Genomic DNA, 19,959 nt, shown 5'->3' with positions numbered 1-19,959 from the left:
GAAGAAAGGAGGGATTTCAATGGCCAAAGTGCTTGAATTGCAGTTTCTTAACCAAGAGAACAAAACGGTGACCATCCGCCTGGATGCTCCGATCGAACCGGTTGATCCTGCAGCTGTACATGCAGCGATGGACACGGTAATCGCACAAAACATTTTCACTTCTTCAGGCGGAAACTATACGAGCAAAAAAGGTGCACGTATTGTTGATCGCGAAGTGAGCGAGATCGAACTATAACAACAAACTTCTTAAAAAAACTTACAAAAAGTGACCGTAAATATCCATCTTCTGATGTCGTTAATCAGAGGATGGATTTTCTTTCTGTGGATAATGTGGATAATGTGGATAAATCAGTGGATAGCTTTACTTTACGAGGTGAAGTATTTTGTATTAATGTGGATAACCTTTGGATAACCAGTTAACCATCAAAATTTTAATGTGAATTAGCTGATTTTGGAAGCGTTACATAAAAGCGCTTTAATGGAAATGCCCCTATGCTTTCGCTATAATACTTAACAAATAGAAGTTTTTAAAAATAAAAGGAAAACGTGTCACAATTATGGTAAAATAGTACAAACATTAATTGCGTTGGAGGAAAAGGTATGGAATTTAAAATCGGTGATATTATTGAAACGTTCGACGGCTTAAAAGGAGAAATTACTTCATTGTTGACCAACACCGCTGTTGTAGACTTTTCCGTAACAGAAAACTATTCGGAGCATTTTGAGGATGCGAAGCAAGTTGTACGTTTAAATGATATTAGACAGATCATAAATAGCTAGAACTTATTAAAATAGAAGCTAATAGTTAAACTGAAAACAAAAACAGCTCTCTGCAACAACACGGAGAGCTGTTTTTTCGCTTTTTTATAAGTTTTTTCGATTGTTTTGTGAAGTCACACCTACCGAGACGACGTTTGAATCGTTTTCCCTTGTGTAAGTCGTTTCTTGTGAAGTGCCGGACGAATAATCTTGTAGATTATCTTTTCCGATCGGATTCTCAGCAAGTTCAGACCCTGCTTCTTTTAATTTTGAACCGATATTGCCAAGCTCGCCTTTTGTTTCTTTTGCTGTTGAAAGCACATCACTTGAGATTTCTTTTAGCGTGTTGATATTACCGAATACGTCTTTATTAAGACGTTCGTATAGTGATTGCGCGTCATTGATCGCATCTTTTAAGGTGGTGCTAGCCGTTTTGAACTGGCTGATCATCTGATCTTTCACTTCACCTGGATTCTGTTTGACCTCTGTAAGCATCTTGCTAGAACTATCCTTGAACCCTACTGCTGTGTTCTTCACTTTTGACCGCGTATTATAATCAATCAAGGCAAGTGCCCCACCAACGATACCACCAATTATGATCCCTGTTAGGAGCTTGCTTTTTTGCGGGTCTGCCACTCGCTCTCTTTGCGCTGTACCGTAAGCATCTTCAGGATACATGCCGTTTTCATATCCGTTTGTAGTGTTTACACTTTGTACCATTTTTAGTCCTCCTCGATTAATTTTTTTCGTAGTAAGGGGATTCCCTTTTCTCTAAAAGCTAAACGTATGAGTAGGCAATTCCTAGAAGTCTACAGCTTGTACATAAAAGTTTCCTTTAGTTCTCATACTAATGAAAATCTACTGTGATTGGAGGGTTTTACTATGGGAAAAGATAGACAGGAGAAGAAGTTACGCGAGTCTGGACGCGTTGAATCTGACCGTGACCAAGACTTAAAATATTCTGGTGCTACGAAGATGGAAGGTCCTGATGAAGCGCGTGCACGCAACCATCAAGATCAGTAATTGATATTTGGCGAGCAGCTCATTAATGGAAATGAGTTGCTCTTTTTAGTAACAGAGATTGTGGTCATGTGTCGAAATTTCGATAAAAAATTTTATCCGTGAAATTAGAACGATTTACCGTGAAATTATGATGCTTATCCGTGAAATTAATTTACATTACCGAATTATGGTTCGATTTTATCCATTTGGAATATACATCTCATAAATATGTCCTCATGAAAAACACAAAAAAAGAGAACCGACTTCTAAAATGAAGTTTGTCCTCTTCTTTATTTCCATTTAATTGATCGCACAATGAAAAATGCGATCGAACCGGTGATTCCCACGATAAAAACGGGAAGTACCCATACACTTAATCCTTCACTGACTCCTTTAGCCACTTCCGAACATGCCCAAGTCATGTATACGAAAAACAGTAAGATTTCATTTTTCATCACATTGATCATCATGCGCGCATTTTTGTATTGTCTCTCAACGTTTTCTTCCGTTAGATTAAAGTAGTTGTAGATGTGTGGATATTTTTCTAACACGGTTAGCAGTAACCACGTTACCACTCCCATCACGATTAAAATCCAGAGGTTGCTCTTACTCCCCCAGCCATCTGGATCACCCGCTGCATTAAAATGGGTAGGTACAGTGTCTGGAATCCCTGCCCAATCTGAGATCAAACTCATGATTCCCATGATAAGTAAGGCGATGGATGCAATATCTAAAAAGTTTTCTAACCATGTTCTTGGAATGTTAAGTTGTGGTCGACCTTCATACATATTCTTTTCAGCCTCCTCTACCTGCTCAATACGTTTTCTTCATTTAAAAAGTTTCGTATTTCATTGTCATTGTTGAAATGGTACATAAAACAACGTCCAGATCTCAATGTCGATCTGGACGTTTAATATTTCTATTCGTTTACTATCCCCATCGCGATTATGAACCAGTTCGCTCCGTTTTTGCTACCGATCTGGAAGAATAGCGCAATGATTTCTTCTTTTGAAAAATGTTGCTTCAGTCGGTTGTATAGTTCATCTGGCAGTTGTCCGTGATACGCCATGATGTGATCAGCGAGCTCGAGAGCTAACTTTTCGCGTGCTGATAATTCTGCTTTGTTCTCTTTTTTCATGGCCGCTTGTCTAGAAGACTCATCCAGAGTCCCGTAATCCATGCTTTGTCAGTAGTCGCACCCGTTGTTTGAGGCCGCTCGTAGGCGGAGCAACTCCATAATTTCAGGTTCGAGTATGTCGTTCAGCGCTTTGTCCATCTGCTGAAAAGCATCGAGAATGCTTGGTGCGTTTGCAAGAGTTTTCTTAAAGGGTGTTCCTTCAACATCTACTTCTGGTAAACGTGCCACCTTTGTTCCTCCTCCTCAAATTTTACTATTCAAATTTAGCTTACATGACTTCTACAAAAGTTTACATTATTCTGTTTTAGATGGCGTCTTTATGTTTCATTTACAGATTTGTTATGTAATGTTTACTATCTTAATCATATCTCAAGATAATAAAATAGTTTTACATGTTACGCTTTAATCATAGATATAAAGTCTCACGTTCGACAGCGTTATAGTAAGTTATCATTATTTTCAGATAACATTAAAGGGTTTTGTAGAATGCTGTTGAATTCCTTACCAACCAAAGCCAAGTTCGCTTGGTAAATACATCTGAGGAGTGATTTTTATGTTAAAGCGTTTCGTGGCAGTTGCCGCATCTGTACCACTAGTCGTCTCTTTGGCTCTTCCAGCTTCGGCTGCTGAGCCAGCGAAGGAAGCTTCTTTTACACCTTCAGCTAAACAGGAAGCTGCATCACAGGAAATTATCGTACACTTTAAGGATTCTGTTTCAGCAGCAAGCTCTGTTGAAAATAGTGTTTCAAAGTTTGGCGGTAAAGTTGTGGATGTGACGAGAGACTTTACCGTTGTAAAAGTCGATGACAATGTGGCAGATGCAGTAAAACAATATGAAAGTTTAGAATCCGTGGAATACGCTGAGCCGAACGCTACGTTCCATGCGAGTTATGTTCCGAACGACCCTGCATATAAGCAACAATACGCTCCTCAAAAAGTTGGTGCCGAGCAAGCTTGGGACACAACGCAAAGTTCGTCATCTGTAAAAATCGCCGTGATTGACACAGGCGTTGACTACAATCACCCGGATCTAGCTGGAAAAGTAATAAAGGGTGCTGACTTTGTTGATGATGACAACGATCCGATCGATGAGAATGAACATGGTACTCACGTTGCAGGAATTGCAGCTGCGAACACGAATAACGGTGTTGGTATCGCAGGGCTAGCTCCTAAAGCATCGATCCTAGCTGTACGCGTATTAGACGCAGAAGGCAGTGGTTCACTGGATGATGTTGCACAAGGCATCCGTTACGCAGCTGACCAAGGCGCACAAGTTATCAACTTAAGTCTTGGCGGATCTGTTGGTACGCAAACTCTTAAAGATGCTGTGAACTATGCCTCTAGTAAAGGATCGCTTGTAATTGCTGCTGCTGGTAACTCTGGCGTTTTACTTCCGAGTTATCCGGCATATTATTCAAACGCAATTGCGGTTGCCGCTACTGATCAAAACGATAAAAAAGCCTCTTTCTCTAACTTTGGTACGTGGGTAGATATCGCGGCACCTGGTGTTGATATCTATTCGACGACACCAAACAACCAGTATGCGAGTTTCTCAGGAACGTCCATGGCATCACCGGTTGTTGCGGGTGTAGCAGGCCTTCTTGCCGCTCAAGGTAAGAACGCTTCACAAATTCGAGCAGCACTTGAGGATACGGCAGATCCTGTAACAGGCACTGGCACGCTGTTCCAAAACGGACGTGTGAATGCAGCAAAAGCCGTTCAGCAATAGTCATTACCATTTTAAAACCTCTAGTAGCCTTATATTTTAGGCTTCTAGAGGTTTTTTGTTTAGAATCCGCTCATTATTGAAAAACTGTTAACAGAAACATTTGTAGGAAGCGGAGGGGTCAGCGATGTTTGGGTTTGGTAAGGATAAGCAAAAGAAAAAAACGTCTCAAGGCTCTGGCAAGAGTGAGTCAACGGAATCAGAAAAAAGGCAGAGTGAAAAAGAAGCGGAAGAAAAGATCGTGTACTTTTTCTTGATCAGCACGGCGCTTTTTGGAGTGGTCGTTCTTTATCTCGGCATTTCTCGTGAGATGTCTTTTGTGACTGATCTCCTTTTGAGTTGATTTTTCATGTCCTGACTGTATAATAGTTGTAACTTTTAATATCGTTTTTAAACCGATTAATCGGTCTCTTATTTCGAGCAGGCGGAGGGAATTAGCCCTATGAAGCCCGGCAACCACCTATTTTAAATAGGTACGGTGCTACATCTAACAGTTTGACAGACTGAAAGATAAGAGGATGTGAACAGAACCATTCGTCCTCTTTTTTTATAAAAGAGGGCGTTTTTTGTTTGGGTGCGGTGTCCCGCCCAGCGCGTGCAACCTGGAGCGGAAATCAACCGCAACCAAAAGCATCTAGAAAAGCAGTATTAACTTTTTTACCAGCAAAGAAAGGATGTTAAGTATGGACCTTAACAAAGCGGATCGCATTAAAAAGATGCGTGTCCCACAAGTCGATGAAAAACTAGAGAATCGCCTGCCTCCTGGCCAGGTTGAAACAAAAAAGTTCCCCATCCTTCATGAAGGGGACGTTCCCGTTTACGATATGAAAGAATGGTCGTTATCTGTAGAAGGACTCGTAGGAAAACGTGTCGAATTTAGCTTTGAAGACATCATGAAGATGCCTCAAACGACAGTAGTTCGTGATATTCACTGTGTGACGAGATGGTCACGGTTCGACAATCAGTTTGAAGGTGTTAAATTTACGGACTTTTTAAAGCATTTTGATGTGGACCCTAAAGCAAAGTATGTGATGGTCCACGCGGATTACGATTATACGACGAATGTTCCTCTTCAAGATTTGTTACGCGATGATGTTATTCTTGCGCACTCGTTTGACGGTAAGCCTTTAACAGAAAAGCACGGATTTCCGCTTCGCCTCATTGTTCCGCATCTTTATTTTTGGAAAAGTGCAAAGTGGATTCGTAAGTTCGAGTTCTTAGAAGAGGATCAGCCAGGCTTTTGGGAGCAGAACGGTTTTCATATGTATGGCGATCCATTTAAAGAAGAACGATTTTCTAGCGATGAATTTGAGATGCCTGAAGATGAATGGCAGAAAAAAGAGTATGATTGATTTGAGGATGTAGAAAAAAACGGAGGGGAAAAGTTATCATTATTTTTTTCCCCTCAACATCTTGACTTCGTTTTTAAGATCCGTAATCTGATCCTGAATGTCTTTCATTTGTGTCTCTTGATTTTGTTGGTCTATTTGCGCTTGTGCTTCCTCAATGTAAATTTGTTTAAGCGCGATCGCAGCGCTCAACGTTGCGAGTAAATCACCTGCAGTTGTTAGAGTTGCTGCAAGTAAGTCGAGTTCTGCCAAAAAAGTTGCAGGAATTTTATTGTTCGCTAAATATTCTGCTTGTGCCTCTGCTAAAACAACATCTACTACACGCTGGTTCAAACCATTCACTCCTTACACCCGGTTCTACAATACCATATGCGTTTGCCCTAGTTCGGGTTCCCGTTGTCCTTTTTTATAGCTCATTCTAATTTTGGTGCCACTGAGATTTACTACAACATATTTCTTAAAGTCCATGCATTTTGACCGATATTATTACTATTAGGGGAGGTTTAGCAATGGAAAACTGGCTGTCTTTTCGGATTCCGTTCGATATTATATCCATTTATATCCTACTCGCAGCTATTATTGTGGTTGGTATGTGCGCAAGTCTGCTTCGAAACGCACTGCCAGAATGGTCTGTTCGGATCTTTAGCTACACGGGGTTTGTCGGAGTAATCTTTGCTTGGCTGAAGCTGTTGGAGTATTGATACATACATAAAAAAAACGCCTTGGGGTTAGCTGCCCCAGGCGTTTTGGCGTTTTATAGGGATTTAAATAGCAGTTTTCGCAGAACAGGCATCAAATAGTCCACAAGCTCTGAAGCGCTTGGCACGACTACGTTTTGCGGTCCATAGATGTTTTGCATTAACTTCTCTTCTTCCTCTGTGATCTCTCCGTTCGCAATGAACATACCGATCGTTTCGATCCCAAGCTTTCGTGTTCGGGTAACCGCTTCGTGTGTATCGAGTACTCCATGCGATTCATAATCAAAAGCCGCAGGTTCTCCGTCTGAGAAAACGAGCAGAATCTTTTGCTGCTCTGGTCGCTTTGCAAGCTCTTCACCCATACGTCTGATCGAATACCCATCACGGTTATCTTCTTGCGGTTCGAGCTGTATGATCGATGCTCCTGATTGATGCAGGGAGTTGCGATAGGAGATCACTTCATGAAAATAGTTCGGCTGATCGTTAGTTGAAGCATCTGCTGCATCTTCCCAAAACCCAACGACAGAATGTGGAATCCGAAGAGCTTTTAACGTTTCATGAAACAGCACGATCCCTTTTTGCGTCTCTTCCATCTTGTTGAACATGGACGCTGAACAATCAACGAGTAGCGTGAACGTCGTGTCGAGTTCTTGTTGAGATTCTTGTTTTTTCCGGAAAAGTCTTGGGTTCTTATCGGTTACAAGTCTCGTAAGCTTCTTCCCGAGCCTTCCAAAGTGCAGATCTTCTCTTGGTGCTGTTCGTTTGTGCTCCATCGTTTTTAAAAAGTTTTGTTTCAGCTGTGAAACGAATGGCGCGATCTCTTGATTGTATTCGTCGTATTGCGCGATTTCGTCGGGTGTTGCCGGTTTCGCTGGAACAAAATGCTCGGTTACATTCTTGTTCACCTCTCCGTATGGGAAGTGGTTTGCAGAATCTGAACCATTTTGGTTCTTATCGGTTTCGGCTTCATGTTCGTTTTGGGTGTTAAAGTCGTTGTTTTCTGTACGTTTAGCGCTCGTTTGAACCGAACCGAACACCGCGTCACCGCCCTCCGCTTCCCTCGCACCTTCTCCTAACAGATCCGTATTTGTCCCTTGATCGAGGTCCATCTGTAAGAATGAATCCTGCGGATCAGAGGTTTCATCATGCCAAGAGGAATGAGACTCTTTTTCTTTATCGTCTTTGTCCTTATCTGAATCTTCATCTTTCGTAATCGTTTTGTTCGTTTTTGTTTCGTTGTTACGAGTGAGGTCGTCAAAGTTTTGATCGGTATCGCCTGTTTTATCCGCTTGCTGCGACTGATCGCTGAAACTGCGGTATGCGGTTTTCATATCGTTTAAGTTTGTATGCTTTTGAGTGATAGCAGCCATTTCGGTAATGACTGCTGCAATATCTTCAGTCGATTTAGCTGTTGTAAGTTTTGTTAAATATGAACGCAATTCTTGGTAGAGTTTCTGCGTTTCTTGTGGCACGGCAACAAACCGTTTGTTCGCTAAAAGGATGATATGGCAAAAAAGCGCATCGAGCGTACGCTTTTGTTGAATATGTTTTCGGTACTCACGGTTGTAGTGTACCTGGAACGTTTCTTTTCGAAGCTTAAAAGCATGCTTCATCCCGGGTCGGTCGTTCACACAGATCTGCTCTAACCGATAGTCTTCTGCAAAAAGAAGGACTTGTTTAAGAAATTCTCGGTGAGGATGGGGTTTTAGCTGCTTCAAAGTGTCCCAGATTACGTGGTCTTCCGTGTGAAACTGAGTTCCATAGCTGCGCAAATAAACATCCGATTTCCAGCCTTCCAGCTGAATATCGCGCGGGTATGGGTTCCAGAACTGGCTAACGTGAGTGATACCGCTGCTTCGCTCGAGGTACGAATGGTACGAGAACGAAACGTCCATTTTATCCACTTTTGAGAGTGAGCGGGAAAGATCGATCAGTTGCATGTGAACAAAAGAATCGATCTTCGTATCCGCAAATACTAGGAATTTCATCTAGGGAAAACCTCCAAAATCGTCGTGGGAAATAAATTGTGTGGGGTCTGACCCCATTTCCCAGCTTACGCGAACAGGGTTGCGGCTACGTTGGCAACGAGGGCGCGTTCGCGCGCATCTTCAAGCTTATCTGCGATGGCGCGCTGAATGGCACGCTTCGCCGGCAGGTAAACGGAGAGATCTGCCGCATCTAGCAACGCACGGATGGATGCTGCATCTTCAGACAGATGACCCGCTTTCGCTTGACCGATCAGATCAGACGACAGCTGAACAAACTTGGATAGTACCTCTTCGTCTTTTTGCTGAGATTGATTTTTGAGCATTTCTTTTAACGTATCACCTTGGATGTAAGGCACTTCAATAACAACAAAACGGTTCTTTAACGCCTCGTTTAAAGGTACCGTCCCGATGTACCCTTCGTTGATCGCTGCTATAACATTGAAACCAGGCTGTGCTTTTACCACTTCACCTGTGAACGGGTTGGCGATCGTACGGCGATAATCAAGCATTCCGTTAAGAATCGGCAGTGTTTCTGGTTTTGCGATGTTGATCTCATCGATATAGAGAAAATGGCCGTTTGCCGCAGCTCTTGTAACTGGCCCAGGAATGAACTCGATCTCTTGTTTACCCTCGCTATAACTTAACGTCTTATGACCAAGAAGCGCTTCAGCATCAAGATCGACCGAGGCGTTGACTTGATGCAAAGGTTGTCCGAACACGTTTGAAAGAAGCTCTGCAAGCTTTGTCTTTCCTGAACCCGTCGGTCCTTTCAACAATACATTTTTTCCGAGAGCAAGTGCGATTACCGCATCCTCAATCAATGCTGCGTCAGGCGCTGTATATCCCTGCTCCCCAATTAATTCTTTATATTCATTTGGTAGATTTTCTAATCGTTTAGCTGCATCTTGCTGCAGCTTTTCTTTTATTTCAATCGGAAGTTGGAGATTCATATCAAATTTCCTTTCTCTATCAGTGATCTTTTACTAAAAATCAATCACCTTATCTATCAACAGTATTTCCACTTATTTGCTGTGTAAAGCCTTACACAATGTAACATTGTAAGCTTTTTCAGTGCAAGTACGTTGTTTGGTAACCATATTTTACTCAGAAGAAAGAACCGATCATTTAGATTCGGTTCTCTTTTTTCGCTTTTTTAAACGTATACACGTTATAGATAATCAGCGTTACAAACAATGCACTTATTGTTAAAATGGCTTTCGTTTCTTTGTCAAATGAAGTGAGACTGATTAAAAATTCTGGTAGAAAAATCATGGCTGGAATGACGATTGTGAACCAGGTTTTACTCCATAAAGCGATTCCTATAAAGATGGCGATAGCAAGGAGCGCCGCGATAATGTTTCCTGTCGCTCCAAGCTTTATAACAACGGAAGTTTTATACATATCGTTTGCAAACATAAGACCTAAAAAGAACAAAATCGGTAAAATTCCTAAGATCAATGTGGTGATGATCGTTTTTGTTTTTGAAAGTTTCGTGCTCGCTAAGAATTTGAACATTCTTAAATAGAAAAGTACAAGGATGATACAAACCGCCGGATAACCGATCACTTGAAGCAACGTGTACTGAACGCCTCCTCTTATCGAATCGCCTAGCAAAACATAGGCGAAAACACCGAGAACGATGATCGGCAAGTAAGAAAGCCATTTAAAATCAAATGACATTTCACTTGAAAGCTGCTCCATATATGCTTTTGGCGAATGGCCGATGATGTGAGAGACAGATTTTCCGCGCTTTTCCGCTTCGATCAGATGATCTTCCAACTCTTCTACGATCTCTTTTACCTCTTCGTCTTTTTTTCCACTCGAAAATAAATAGAGTCTAAGATTATCTAAGAAATCCTGACTTTCAGCTGTTAACGTATGTTTTTGCGCATTCATTCTCCGCTTCCTCTCTTTTGTAAAATGTGCTCGACCGAATGACTTAGTTGATTCCATCTTTCAATAAATGCTTGAAGTTCTTCCTCACCTTTAGGGGTAAGCGAATAATATTTCCGTCTTGGTCCCGCCGTTGATTTCTTCAACGTCGTGGTAACGAGCTTCTCTTTTTGCATGCGTATGAGCAAAGGATAGATCGTTCCTTCACTCGTCTGTTGAAAGCCGTATGATTCCAGCTTTTCGGCTAACTCATAGCCATAAACTTCACCTTCATTGATGATGGCTAAAAGACAGCCGTCGAGAATTCCTTTTAACATCTGAGTGTTCGACATGTGGCTACACCTCATTTTCACTATCTTGTATTACAAGGGTTATAGATAAAAAAGAATGTCTTGCATAACAAGATATACCATTAGTATATGTGTCACTAACTTGTAATGCAAGGTATTTGTGTTAATTTGTTCCAAAAATTATTTTTCCTTATTCATGAGCTCCACCACATGTGGTTTCGGCTCCCAACAATTAAACTGATAGTCTGGTTTCGTCTCATATCCAAGACGCACGCAGTGATAGCGCATCCCTTGATTCGTTTTTTCAGGCTTGAAATTGATACACGTCGCACAACAATGATACTTATTTTTGTTCATGAAAGCCGCCCTCCTCTATCTGTCAGTAAAATAACTTTTAATGATCGCCATATATTCTCTAACGTGAGCTTGTGGAACAGAAGAAATTCTCAACGGCGAGCCAAGCCCTTCTGCTTCAATACCAACCCGCTTAGCGATCATCTTTGTTCGAAAAAGGTGGAAATCACTCGTTACAATGAGCAGCTGGTCGTCTGGTTGAATCATCTTTTTGGTATATAAAAGATTTTCGTATGTACTCGTTGCTTTTTCCTCAATCTGAATGGAATCTGCTTCAATCCCATTTTCGACGAGATAGTTTTTCATTATAGATCCTTCACTCGTCGTTTTACCAAATCCAAGACCACCGCTGACAATGAACGTAACATCTGGATGTTTTTTTGCATAGGTGAGCGCTTGATCTAGCCGACCTTTTAGAACGGCACCCGGACGATTATTCTTCGTTCCTCCACCAAGTACGAGGATCGAATCTATCTTGGAAGAAACCTTCTCAGGGTCTGTGTTAGCAGATGTAAGAATAAGAGTTTCTAGCGTTGCTGCAAAAAGGATGGTTACGATTAATACGGTCAGCGTCGTTTTTTTGTACGTGTTAAATAGTTTCATAGCTGAGTTGTAGCGGAAAAAAAGGACAAGAAAAAGAGCACCTAACAAGAAAAAAACCGCAAGTCCCATATCCATGTTAGTCGTTTGGATAAGCATGGCCGTTGCATATACAGCAAAGAGGATCCCGAGCGTTAAGAATAGTTTTTTCATAGTGTTATCTCCGTTCATAGATTTTCTATATTCTAGGATATCAGAAAAAGGAAAAGAGCGGAGAATGAAGATTCCGCTCTTTGTAAAAGTTATTATTTTTTGTTTATGTCAGACTCTTGTATTTCTTTTTGAATGGCTGAAGAGATGTCGGCCTTTTTTTGCTCAGAAGAACGTGTTGCATCAGTGTTCATGTTCTCTGTTTTTTTATTAACGGCTTCGTTCTTTCTTTTCGTAATCTCTGCTAATTCTTGTTTATAGTGATTTTCAAGTTCTTTTTTCTTGTCTTGAATGATCTTTTCTTTGTTAGAATCCAAATCTTTCTTGGCATCCGCAACGATTCCTTTTACTGCTACGTTCACATTTTTGAGCAAGTCATTCTTCTCTTTGTTTAACTCACTCTCGATCTCAAATTGATACGTAAATTCCATAATCTTATTATATAAGTCGTTTGCAAGATTCGGATTTGCCGCATACGCAGATGTCGTACCTACACCAAGTGCAAACGTTGTCGCTAAAACAATTTTCGGCCATTTCTTAGCTGTCTTTTTCTTCGTGCTGAATTTTTCTTTACGTGAAATTTCCATGTTAAATACCCCTTCCTTTATCTAGAGAACAAATAAAGAAAGCGGTCGGTTGCGCTACTAGCTTCAGTTATTCCAAGCGCCCACATACAGAATAACCTTCACAGCCCCACACTTATCTAATTATATTCTGATATAAAATTAACACCGGTCACATTCACTGTAAATGGGTAATTAGTAAGATATTACTATAAATTGTTTTTTCAGTATTTTATTGTAGAAAGGTAATGAGGATGTAGCGGAAAGAAACATGGAATGAAAGAAATAAATGAAAGAAGCCAATGTCCACTGTGCGTGGACATTGGCTTCTAGAATGTATTTGTATGGGGTCTGACACCCTTTGTGAAACTCCCCACAATGTAAGCAATCAAGGAAAGCACGATCGGAAGCACTACCGTGTGCATGCCCCAAAGATTAGGGTAATTAAGATGCAAGAACATATAAGATCCTACCCCTACGATTAAAGAGGCGATCGCTCCGTTCGCGTTTCCTCTTTTCCAATATAGCCCTAACACAATTGGCCATATGAACGCTGCTTCTAATCCTCCGAACGCGAACAGATTCAGCCAAATAAGTAAGTCAGGCGGGTTGATCGCCATAGCGAATACGCTCAGTCCGACAACCGCTGTTATCCCAAAGCTCAACTTTTTTACAAATTGCTCCTCGGCATCTGGTTTAATGTAGTTGATGTACACATCTTTTATGATCGCAGAACTTACGAGTAAGAGCACCGAATCTACCGTTGACATGACAGCAGCTAAAGGCGCTGCCAACACGATACCGGCTAACCACCCTGGCAACACTTCGAGTGCTAAAAGCGGCATGACTTTATCCGGGACTTCTATTCCCGGTAGCACCACTCTTCCGAACACACCCGCTAGATGCATACCCAGCATGATGAAACCTACAACGAACGTTCCGATGATCATCGCTCGATGCATCGCCTTTGCATTTCGATAGCTCATCGCTCTTACCGAAATTTGCGGCAAGCCTACAACTCCAACACCAACTAATATCCAAAACGATGATACGTAAAGAGGTGTTAGCGATTGATCCGAGCCATAAGGCGTGATTAAGTTCGGATTCTCCGCTCTTAATTCACCCATGATGTTTTCAATTCCACCGCCCGCGAGAATCGTACCGGCCAATATGATGACTGTTCCGATTACCATTACAACTCCTTGTATCGCATCAGTAATTACAACGGCTCGGAAACCGCCTGCAATCACGTACACGAGCACAGAGCCAGAGAAAATGAAAAGTGCTGTTGTGTAGGAAACACCGGTAAACGATTCGATCAACCGTCCACCGCCCACCCATTGAGCGGCCATTGCAGAGAATAGGAAAACAACAATACTCAGTGCTGATAGAATAACGACCCACTTGCTCTCATAACGTGCTTTTAGAAAATCAATCAATGTAACGGCGTTGATCTTTCTTGCAACGATTGCAAACTTTTTACCAAGTACCGCAAGTGTGAAATACCCAGTAACGAGTTGCGCCATTGCGAGCAGCACCCAACCTAGACCTAATTGATAGGCTGCACCAGGTCCACCAATAAAACTCGACGCACTTCCGTATGTTGCGACCATTGTCATCGCAAGCACAAAACCTCCGAGTTCTCTGCCTGCTAAAAAGTAATCTTGTAAAAACGACGGTCCGCTTTTAATGTGCCGAGATGTATAGATACCTACTAAAAAAACGGAGATCAAAAAGAAAGCTAAAGGAAGAATCACATCCCAATTCATCGGACATCTCCCTCCCCATCCTCGTTCGTTTCATCAAGGTCAAACGGAACCTCTTTGAAGAAAAACTTCACCATGATCCAAACTAAAATGGTGAAAACAACAAATCCCATCATACAGCTATAAAAAAACCATGCTGGAAATCCAAGTATGTATGTGTATTCTTTAATAGGACGTCCGCCTAGGCCGTAAGCGAACGCATACCACCAGATAAAGTTCAAAATGGCAAGCACGGTACCCATGACAGCTTCTCTATTCGATACTCGATACCGCCAGTCTGTTCCCTTTTTCATTTCCTTAACCCCCTGGAGTTTCAGTACAAAATATAAGTCCACTCATAACTATGGCAAATTCGTTTCTTGTTGTCGAGTCCTTTCAACTTTATGAAATTTTCTATTTCTTCTCATGATATCCCTGTTTTAACCTGTGTAAAAGTAAAAACGAGCACCTTTATAGGTACTCGTTTAAGTCATTTTTATTGAAGAGGTGGTTGTGTTGATGGAGCGTATGCACCGAGCATGCTCGTCATATCTTGTTGGTTCAGTTGAGGTACTTGATAATAATGGTTCTTATTCTGCCAGATCGATAATTCATAGGCCATCTCGATCCAGTTTGGAATCCCATCTGCTAATACTCGTCTAAGCACTGGATTTGTAACTTCGAGTGTCGCCATTCCTCTTAGCGAAGCATTCGATTTTAATGTTCCTAGAATTAGAGATGATACAGATTGATCGTTTAATTCTGTAACGCTTTGAATAGGTTTAACCGGTTGAGCAGGCTTCAAGCCATATACAAAATCATTATCTTGAGCCATCTTGTAAGATTCTGTACGCATTGCTGGATCTTTTCCTGTCTGAAAAGCTTGAACACACGCGTTATATTCTTTTGTAATGTGCTGATAATGACGATTGAGCATCGTTTTAAGCTCAGGGTCCTGGACATGCCCTTTACAAAGTGTATATAAGTTTAAAGTTCCTACAATGCCGCTTAACATCTCATGAACATCAAACATCTCATGTCCGCCATGGTTCATCTGGGCTAACACTTGACCAGTCTGCATGTTTAGATGGTTAAATTCAGGATTGGTGTTCCCTGATTGAGGATTCATGTTTTGTTGATTTGAATCTTGATTCATCATACATACCTCCGATTTATAAAATACGGGGTTATTGTATGTAGAAAGGAATACTCTATTCTCTTTTTTTAATAATTTCCGAGGAAATATGATAGAAACTCTAAAGAAGAGACGAAGTTCGACATTTTTTAAGAGGGGCTATTCGCGAAAAAGGTGACTTTCTGAAAAGAAAAGTTTCGAACCGTTTGCATTTCAAAACTGCTTTAGGGTTTTACTTGAAAACAGCAGGGGAAATAATTTTTTTGGGGTCAGTCCCCATTTCCCAGATTCAGGTTCAACCCTTATAATAAAGATACGATTGAAAGGAGGTGAAAATCATTCCTAGATCCCCTCGCATTTGGTATCCGGATGCTGTTTATCACGTGACTACTCGCGGAAATCGCAGGGAACCTCTTTTTTATTCCCACTTGGATTTCCACCGCTATTTAAAGATTCTTAGCCACTGTGTTAAAAAGCACGAAGTCGAGCTCTTCTCGTATTGCCTCATGACCAACCACACTCACTTACAAATATTGTGCAGCAAGTCCCCACCTGGAGATTTCATGAAAGAATTAAATGAAACGTACGCGATGTATTTCAACAAGAAATATGAGCTCACTGGTCATGTGTTTCAAGGACGTTATGGAGCAGAATTGATCGAAGATCGTTCGCATTTATTAGACACTAGTCGCTACATTCATTTGAATCCTGTTTCTGCCGACCTGGTCATGTATCCTTTAGAATATCAGTGGAGCAGTTACCGCTATTATGTAACCCCATCGGTGTGTCCTTTCGTAAACACCTCAACCCTTCTTGAACAGTTTAACCATTCGAAATCTCAGTACCGAGATTATGTTGAAAGCAAGATCACCCCTGTTGTTGAGCTTTAAACCCTTTAAACTAAATGTATAACTACACACTTTCCTTTTTCAAAAGTCAGTACTAACAAAGAAAAAAGCCGTTTTTGTCTTTTTGGAAAAGACAAAAACGGCACAAATGTAATTGTGTGGGGTCAGACCCCTAAAATGTGAACCGCTGGACGTGGTTGCGCATCTGTTCAGCGTACTGCTCAAGCTGATCCGCTAGATGGTTCAACTGCTCCATTGATGCTGATTGCTGTTCTGCTGATGCAGATACCTCTTCTGTTCCAGCCGCTGTTTCTTGCGTGATCGCCAAGATATGCGACGCATTCTCAAGGAGTACATTCTTTTGCATCGTCATTTCGTCAACAGACTGAATCACGTCTTTTAATGCCGCTGCATTCCCTTTAACTGCAGTAGAGATCGCGCTAAAGCTTTGCTCTGTCTCTTCAACTGCTTCGCTTTGTGAAAGAATGAGAGCGGCAGCTTCTTGAACTTGTCCGACGGTGTTTTCCGTTACTTGCTGCATATCCGTGATCAATGCGCTGATATCTTTTAAGGAAAGCTCGGTCTGCTCTGCCAGTTTTCTTACTTCATCCGCAACGACCGCAAAGCCTCTTCCTGACTCTCCAGCTCTCGCTGCCTCGATTGCCGCGTTTAATGCTAGTAAATTCGTTTGATTGGCTATATCGCTGATCGTTAGAACGATCTGTTGAACGCTGCCAGATGTTTCATCAAGCTTTTTAATAGAAGAAATCATCTCTTTTGTCATTTCTGTTGTCATCAGTGACTTCTCTTTTAGCACGCTCACTTTTTTTACACCGTTCAACGATTCTTCATTCATTTGTTTTGTTGCTTTTTCAATTCTTTCGCCATGTGCATGAACGGTACCGATACGCTCAGCCAGCACATTGGCTGCCTTTGCGTTCTGATCCATCAACTCTGCTTGATGAGAAGAGCCTGCTGCGATCTGCTGCATCGTTGTTGAAACTTCTTGTGCAGATGCTGAATTTTCTTCTGCACTCGCAACGACCGTTTGAGACGCGTCCGTCACATGATCGGTAATCTGAGCCATCTCTCTGATCAACGTTCGCATCTGGTTAGACATATCATCAAAGCTTGCAGCTAGTTCACCGATCTCGTCTTTTCTTTGTATAGAAACGCTCGCCTGTAGGTTTCCATTCCTGATCTCATGCATTGCGTTCTTTAGTTGGTTCACGGGTACTGTAATTCTTCTTGAAACGAACACCGAAATAATGGCCGCCACTAAAAGAGTGATGAGTAAGGCGATTCCGATTGGTAGAAGAATCACATAAGCCTTTTCCTCAAACTCACTAAGCGAGACAGTTCCAGCTAGTTTCCAACCGGTTGTATCATTTTTCGTATAGCTGACTACTCTCTCTTCACCATTGATCTTTGTGGTTAACGTTCCACTTTTTTTAGTAATAGCATTATAAAAAGATTCTTTTGTAGCGCTTTTCCCCAGCTTTTTTGCATCAGGATGAACCATATAATTCCCCGAATTATCGATGAGAAGAGCATAACCGGTGTCCCCGATTTTCACGTTTTGCATCAGCGTTAAGATATCATTTACTGCGATATCAATCGCTGTTACACCCACGATTTTTCCGCTGTACTCAACGGCTTTTACAGCTTTTACAACCGGACGATCGGTCGCTTCATCGATGAAAGGATCTGTCCAGAACACTTGAGTAGGGTTCTTCGTTGCCTGTTGATACCACGGTGTTAACGTCATGTCCTCAACCGGTGATGCAGGAATCGGATACATGACCACTTCCTTATCATCCGAAATGAAATAGCTGTTCATGATCGCTTCATTTGCTAGATGATAGTCTTCAAACTTAGAAATAATATAGTCCGGGCTATCTCCTTTTGCATGAAGCTTAATCGTAGCGGAATCTGCATAGGCCGATACAAAATTTGCGTTATCTCTCAAAAAACCATTGAGCGTCTCATCTAGATCAAGCATACGTTCAGATGTATTCTCTGAGGAATTTTCAATGGTAGTTTTCTTGCTGAACATATAACTAACTCCGCTCACTACAACTCCTGTCATAACAATGAGCAATATAAAAGGCACTAGAATCTGCCTCTGTAGACTTTTTTTAATCATTTCTTCCTCCTGCAGTTACTTTTTACTAGACAGCAAAAAGTATATCGACAGAAAGCTACAAAGTTTTACAGAAATAGAGCAGAACTTGTCTATTGGAGTAGTACAAAACGAGGAAAAGTGTAATTGTAGGGGGTCTGTCCCCCTATATGTGTAAAAAAATAATAGACTTGACACAAAATATGGTATATAATATTTACAAGATTTACCGATATTAATGGTGCAGAAGTGGTTATTATATTAGAGGGGGAATGGACCATGAGCCGAAGCAATGCTCTTGTCTTAACTACAGAGATAGACGCCATTCGCACGACCATGTATGAGGTAAGTAAAAAGGTTAATAGTCTTGCAGATCCGCTTCTTGTTCAACTTAGCCAGATATTAGATGAAAAACTAAACAAACTGGATCAAATTAAAAATTGCGCTTAATCTCATAAACTACTATTAAAAGTTAAACCGGGGTCCTAACACGTTGTGGGACTTCCGGTTTTTTTATTATAGGAAAGCTTTAATCTTCTACATCCTTCTACTAAAACAGGTGCTCCAAGAGTTCGCCTTCCATATCAACATGCTATGAAAACTTCTCCCCTGTCATGATACTCATAAAATCTCGGAAGAAATAGCTATAATCGAAATCAAACGCGATTCGGTGCCTTTTTTTACCATCTGCAAACTGAGCATACGGTCGAACATCCGCGATACTCTGTCCTCTCGCCGTATTGCCGTCTTGAAGCACAATATGTACCGGTAGCGACTTATACGTGAACATATCTTCTCTTATGGATGCCATCAATGTAATCGCATCATGAACAGGACTTCCCAAAATATCTGGGTTTCTGCTTTTGTAAAAATTGTAATAAAAATCGAGCATCGGTTTTAAAATGGGCATCTTACCCTTGTAATCGATATAATTCACCATTTCAGGAGTGACAACAGCCCGATCGGTAACATTCAGCGGAATGATCGTCACGTTTTTGGCGTACGTTAATACGATTCTAACCGCGATCGGATCTCCAAAAAAATTCGCTTCAGACACTGGCGTCACATTTCCTGGCACCCAGAACGCTCCGCCCATAATATAGTACGCTTTTACTTTTTTCATCAGCGACTGAAACAAAATAAACATCGTAGCCAGAGAGGTCAGCCTGCCTGCATTCACGATAATCAGTTCATCTTGATACTGTTCGATCAAATTTACGATTTCAAAAAAGTTTTCTATGAATCCTTCCGATATACCCGGATCGATCGGACCCAATCCATAAACCCCGTGCACGTCTGGATAAAACGTTGGTTTTTCCCCTGTCATCGGAACTTCTGCTCCACCAATCACTCTCACATTTACCGGAAAGTTAAATGTTTTAGCAATAAATTTCACATTCGATACCGTTTGTTCCCTTGATACGTTGCCATAGTCTGCCACAACGCCAACAATATCTATTTCATCGCTAAAAAAAGCATAAGCTAGTGCAATCGTATCGTCGATTCCAGCGTCACCAAAGAACAGAACTTTTTGTCCCATCGTGCAGTTCCCCTTTTTAGGCATTTGTTCTATCCTATTAGTAGATCTGCAGACTTATG

26 protein-coding genes and 2 riboswitches are annotated in these 19,959 nt (G+C 41.4%); of the genes, 9 read left to right on the top strand and 17 right to left on the bottom strand.

Annotation, left to right across the window (positions count from 1 at the left end; all coding sequences use genetic code 11):
• Positions 1–19: 19 nt before the first annotated feature.
• Together ACFS5O_RS05575 and ACFS5O_RS05570 are read left to right on the top strand one after the other, a co-directional pair.
• Positions 20–235 (top strand): DUF2922 domain-containing protein, encoded by a 216-nt coding sequence (locus ACFS5O_RS05575; protein WP_153238046.1) that lies wholly within the window; start codon positions 20–22, stop codon positions 233–235.
• A 365-nt stretch (positions 236–600) separates the two neighbouring features.
• Positions 601–780: a DUF2187 domain-containing protein gene (locus ACFS5O_RS05570; protein ID WP_066398675.1), complete on the top strand. Its 180-nt coding sequence runs from the start codon at positions 601–603 to the stop codon at positions 778–780.
• A gap of 84 nt (positions 781–864) precedes the next feature.
• Here the strand turns inward: ACFS5O_RS05570 and ACFS5O_RS05565 are convergent, their stop codons facing one another.
• Positions 865–1,479: a hypothetical protein gene (locus tag ACFS5O_RS05565; RefSeq protein ID WP_205725016.1), complete on the bottom strand. Its 615-nt coding sequence runs from the start codon at positions 1,477–1,479 to the stop codon at positions 865–867.
• 162 nt (positions 1,480–1,641) lie between these two features.
• On the opposite strand from ACFS5O_RS05565, the gene ACFS5O_RS05560 reads away from it, so the two are divergent.
• Entirely contained in the window at positions 1,642–1,782 is a 141-nt protein-coding gene (locus tag ACFS5O_RS05560; protein ID WP_082861516.1) for a YpzI family protein, read from the top strand.
• Between the two features lie 269 nt (positions 1,783–2,051).
• Here the strand turns inward: ACFS5O_RS05560 and ACFS5O_RS05555 are convergent, their stop codons facing one another.
• The 3 genes from ACFS5O_RS05555 to ACFS5O_RS05545 form a co-directional block, all read right to left on the bottom strand.
• Positions 2,052–2,549, bottom strand: a complete 498-nt coding sequence (locus ACFS5O_RS05555) for a DUF1648 domain-containing protein (protein WP_205725015.1) — start codon at positions 2,547–2,549, stop codon at positions 2,052–2,054.
• A gap of 131 nt (positions 2,550–2,680) precedes the next feature.
• Positions 2,681–2,941 (bottom strand): carboxymuconolactone decarboxylase family protein, encoded by a 261-nt coding sequence (locus ACFS5O_RS05550; RefSeq protein ID WP_205725014.1) that lies wholly within the window; start codon positions 2,939–2,941, stop codon positions 2,681–2,683.
• A 6-nt stretch (positions 2,942–2,947) separates the two neighbouring features.
• Positions 2,948–3,127: a carboxymuconolactone decarboxylase family protein gene (locus ACFS5O_RS05545; RefSeq protein WP_205725013.1), complete on the bottom strand. Its 180-nt coding sequence runs from the start codon at positions 3,125–3,127 to the stop codon at positions 2,948–2,950.
• A gap of 325 nt (positions 3,128–3,452) precedes the next feature.
• Between ACFS5O_RS05545 and ACFS5O_RS05540 the strand changes: the two genes are divergently transcribed.
• The 3 genes from ACFS5O_RS05540 (at position 3,453) to ACFS5O_RS05530 (ending at position 5,977) form a co-directional block, all read left to right on the top strand.
• Entirely contained in the window at positions 3,453–4,628 is a 1,176-nt protein-coding gene (locus ACFS5O_RS05540) for a S8 family peptidase (RefSeq protein WP_205725012.1), read from the top strand.
• 124 nt (positions 4,629–4,752) lie between these two features.
• Positions 4,753–4,968, top strand: coding sequence for a hypothetical protein (locus tag ACFS5O_RS05535; RefSeq protein WP_205725011.1), 216 nt, complete (start codon positions 4,753–4,755; stop codon positions 4,966–4,968).
• A 65-nt stretch (positions 4,969–5,033) separates the two neighbouring features.
• Positions 5,034–5,142, top strand: a riboswitch (SAM riboswitch).
• Positions 5,143–5,308: 166 nt separating this feature from the next.
• Positions 5,309–5,977 (top strand): sulfite oxidase-like oxidoreductase, encoded by a 669-nt coding sequence (locus ACFS5O_RS05530; RefSeq protein ID WP_205725010.1) that lies wholly within the window; start codon positions 5,309–5,311, stop codon positions 5,975–5,977.
• A 39-nt stretch (positions 5,978–6,016) separates the two neighbouring features.
• Here ACFS5O_RS05530 and ACFS5O_RS05525 read toward each other — a convergent pair whose 3' ends face one another.
• A complete protein-coding gene (locus tag ACFS5O_RS05525) occupies positions 6,017–6,307 on the bottom strand; it encodes a hypothetical protein (RefSeq protein ID WP_205725009.1) in 291 nt (96 codons plus the stop codon).
• Between the two features lie 176 nt (positions 6,308–6,483).
• Between ACFS5O_RS05525 and ACFS5O_RS05520 the strand changes: the two genes are divergently transcribed.
• Positions 6,484–6,675 (top strand): hypothetical protein, encoded by a 192-nt coding sequence (locus ACFS5O_RS05520; protein ID WP_205725008.1) that lies wholly within the window; start codon positions 6,484–6,486, stop codon positions 6,673–6,675.
• 53 nt (positions 6,676–6,728) lie between these two features.
• Here ACFS5O_RS05520 and ACFS5O_RS05515 read toward each other — a convergent pair whose 3' ends face one another.
• The 10 genes from ACFS5O_RS05515 to ACFS5O_RS05470 all read right to left on the bottom strand — a co-directional run bounded on the left by ACFS5O_RS05515 (position 6,729) and on the right by ACFS5O_RS05470 (position 15,384).
• Positions 6,729–8,660: a vWA domain-containing protein gene (locus ACFS5O_RS05515; protein WP_205725007.1), complete on the bottom strand. Its 1,932-nt coding sequence runs from the start codon at positions 8,658–8,660 to the stop codon at positions 6,729–6,731.
• 65 nt (positions 8,661–8,725) lie between these two features.
• Positions 8,726–9,610, bottom strand: a complete 885-nt coding sequence (locus ACFS5O_RS05510; RefSeq protein ID WP_197128413.1) for an ATP-binding protein — start codon at positions 9,608–9,610, stop codon at positions 8,726–8,728.
• 175 nt (positions 9,611–9,785) lie between these two features.
• Complete coding sequence (locus ACFS5O_RS05505) at positions 9,786–10,556, bottom strand: HAAS domain-containing protein (protein WP_205725006.1); 771 nt, start codon at positions 10,554–10,556, stop codon at positions 9,786–9,788.
• Entirely contained in the window at positions 10,553–10,885 is a 333-nt protein-coding gene (locus tag ACFS5O_RS05500) for a PadR family transcriptional regulator (RefSeq protein ID WP_205725005.1), read from the bottom strand. Before ACFS5O_RS05500 ends, ACFS5O_RS05505 begins: the two co-directional genes overlap by 4 nt.
• Positions 10,886–11,023: 138 nt before the next feature.
• Positions 11,024–11,200: a hypothetical protein gene (locus ACFS5O_RS05495; protein ID WP_171005575.1), complete on the bottom strand. Its 177-nt coding sequence runs from the start codon at positions 11,198–11,200 to the stop codon at positions 11,024–11,026.
• Positions 11,201–11,215: 15 nt separating this feature from the next.
• Positions 11,216–11,950, bottom strand: a complete 735-nt coding sequence (locus ACFS5O_RS05490) for a YdcF family protein (RefSeq protein ID WP_194270813.1) — start codon at positions 11,948–11,950, stop codon at positions 11,216–11,218.
• A 92-nt stretch (positions 11,951–12,042) separates the two neighbouring features.
• Positions 12,043–12,534: a hypothetical protein gene (locus ACFS5O_RS05485; protein ID WP_205725004.1), complete on the bottom strand. Its 492-nt coding sequence runs from the start codon at positions 12,532–12,534 to the stop codon at positions 12,043–12,045.
• A 34-nt stretch (positions 12,535–12,568) separates the two neighbouring features.
• Positions 12,569–12,651, bottom strand: a riboswitch (cyclic di-GMP riboswitch).
• 188 nt (positions 12,652–12,839) lie between these two features.
• The gene (panF, locus tag ACFS5O_RS05480) at positions 12,840–14,279 is read right to left on the bottom strand and encodes a sodium/pantothenate symporter (RefSeq protein ID WP_066398724.1); all 1,440 of its coding nucleotides are present in this window, start codon (positions 14,277–14,279) and stop codon (positions 12,840–12,842) included.
• Positions 14,276–14,569, bottom strand: coding sequence for a YhdT family protein (locus tag ACFS5O_RS05475; protein WP_205725003.1), 294 nt, complete (start codon positions 14,567–14,569; stop codon positions 14,276–14,278). Before ACFS5O_RS05475 ends, panF begins: the two co-directional genes overlap by 4 nt.
• Positions 14,570–14,751: 182 nt before the next feature.
• The gene (locus ACFS5O_RS05470) at positions 14,752–15,384 is read right to left on the bottom strand and encodes a spore coat protein (protein WP_205725474.1); all 633 of its coding nucleotides are present in this window, start codon (positions 15,382–15,384) and stop codon (positions 14,752–14,754) included.
• A gap of 335 nt (positions 15,385–15,719) precedes the next feature.
• On the opposite strand from ACFS5O_RS05470, the gene ACFS5O_RS05465 reads away from it, so the two are divergent.
• Complete coding sequence (locus ACFS5O_RS05465) at positions 15,720–16,280, top strand: transposase (protein WP_318300106.1); 561 nt, start codon at positions 15,720–15,722, stop codon at positions 16,278–16,280.
• A 130-nt stretch (positions 16,281–16,410) separates the two neighbouring features.
• On the opposite strand, the gene ACFS5O_RS05460 is transcribed toward ACFS5O_RS05465, so the two are convergent.
• Positions 16,411–18,384, bottom strand: coding sequence for a methyl-accepting chemotaxis protein (locus ACFS5O_RS05460; RefSeq protein ID WP_205725001.1), 1,974 nt, complete (start codon positions 18,382–18,384; stop codon positions 16,411–16,413).
• Positions 18,385–18,639: 255 nt separating this feature from the next.
• On the opposite strand from ACFS5O_RS05460, the gene ACFS5O_RS05455 reads away from it, so the two are divergent.
• A complete protein-coding gene (locus ACFS5O_RS05455) occupies positions 18,640–18,810 on the top strand; it encodes an aspartyl-phosphate phosphatase Spo0E family protein (RefSeq protein ID WP_082861519.1) in 171 nt (56 codons plus the stop codon).
• Between the two features lie 142 nt (positions 18,811–18,952).
• Here the strand turns inward: ACFS5O_RS05455 and ACFS5O_RS05450 are convergent, their stop codons facing one another.
• Positions 18,953–19,900 carry a nucleoside hydrolase gene (locus ACFS5O_RS05450; protein WP_205725000.1) on the bottom strand — a complete coding sequence of 316 codons (948 nt, stop codon included), beginning with the start codon at positions 19,898–19,900 and terminating at the stop codon, positions 18,953–18,955.
• Positions 19,901–19,959: the final 59 nt, after the last annotated feature.

The sequence above is a fragment of the Fictibacillus nanhaiensis genome (assembly GCF_042686385.1).
Lineage (GTDB): Bacteria > Bacillota > Bacilli > Bacillales > Fictibacillaceae > Fictibacillus > Fictibacillus nanhaiensis.
The sequence above is the reverse complement of the archived record's forward strand: the minus strand, read 5'-3'. Positions and strand labels throughout refer to the sequence as shown.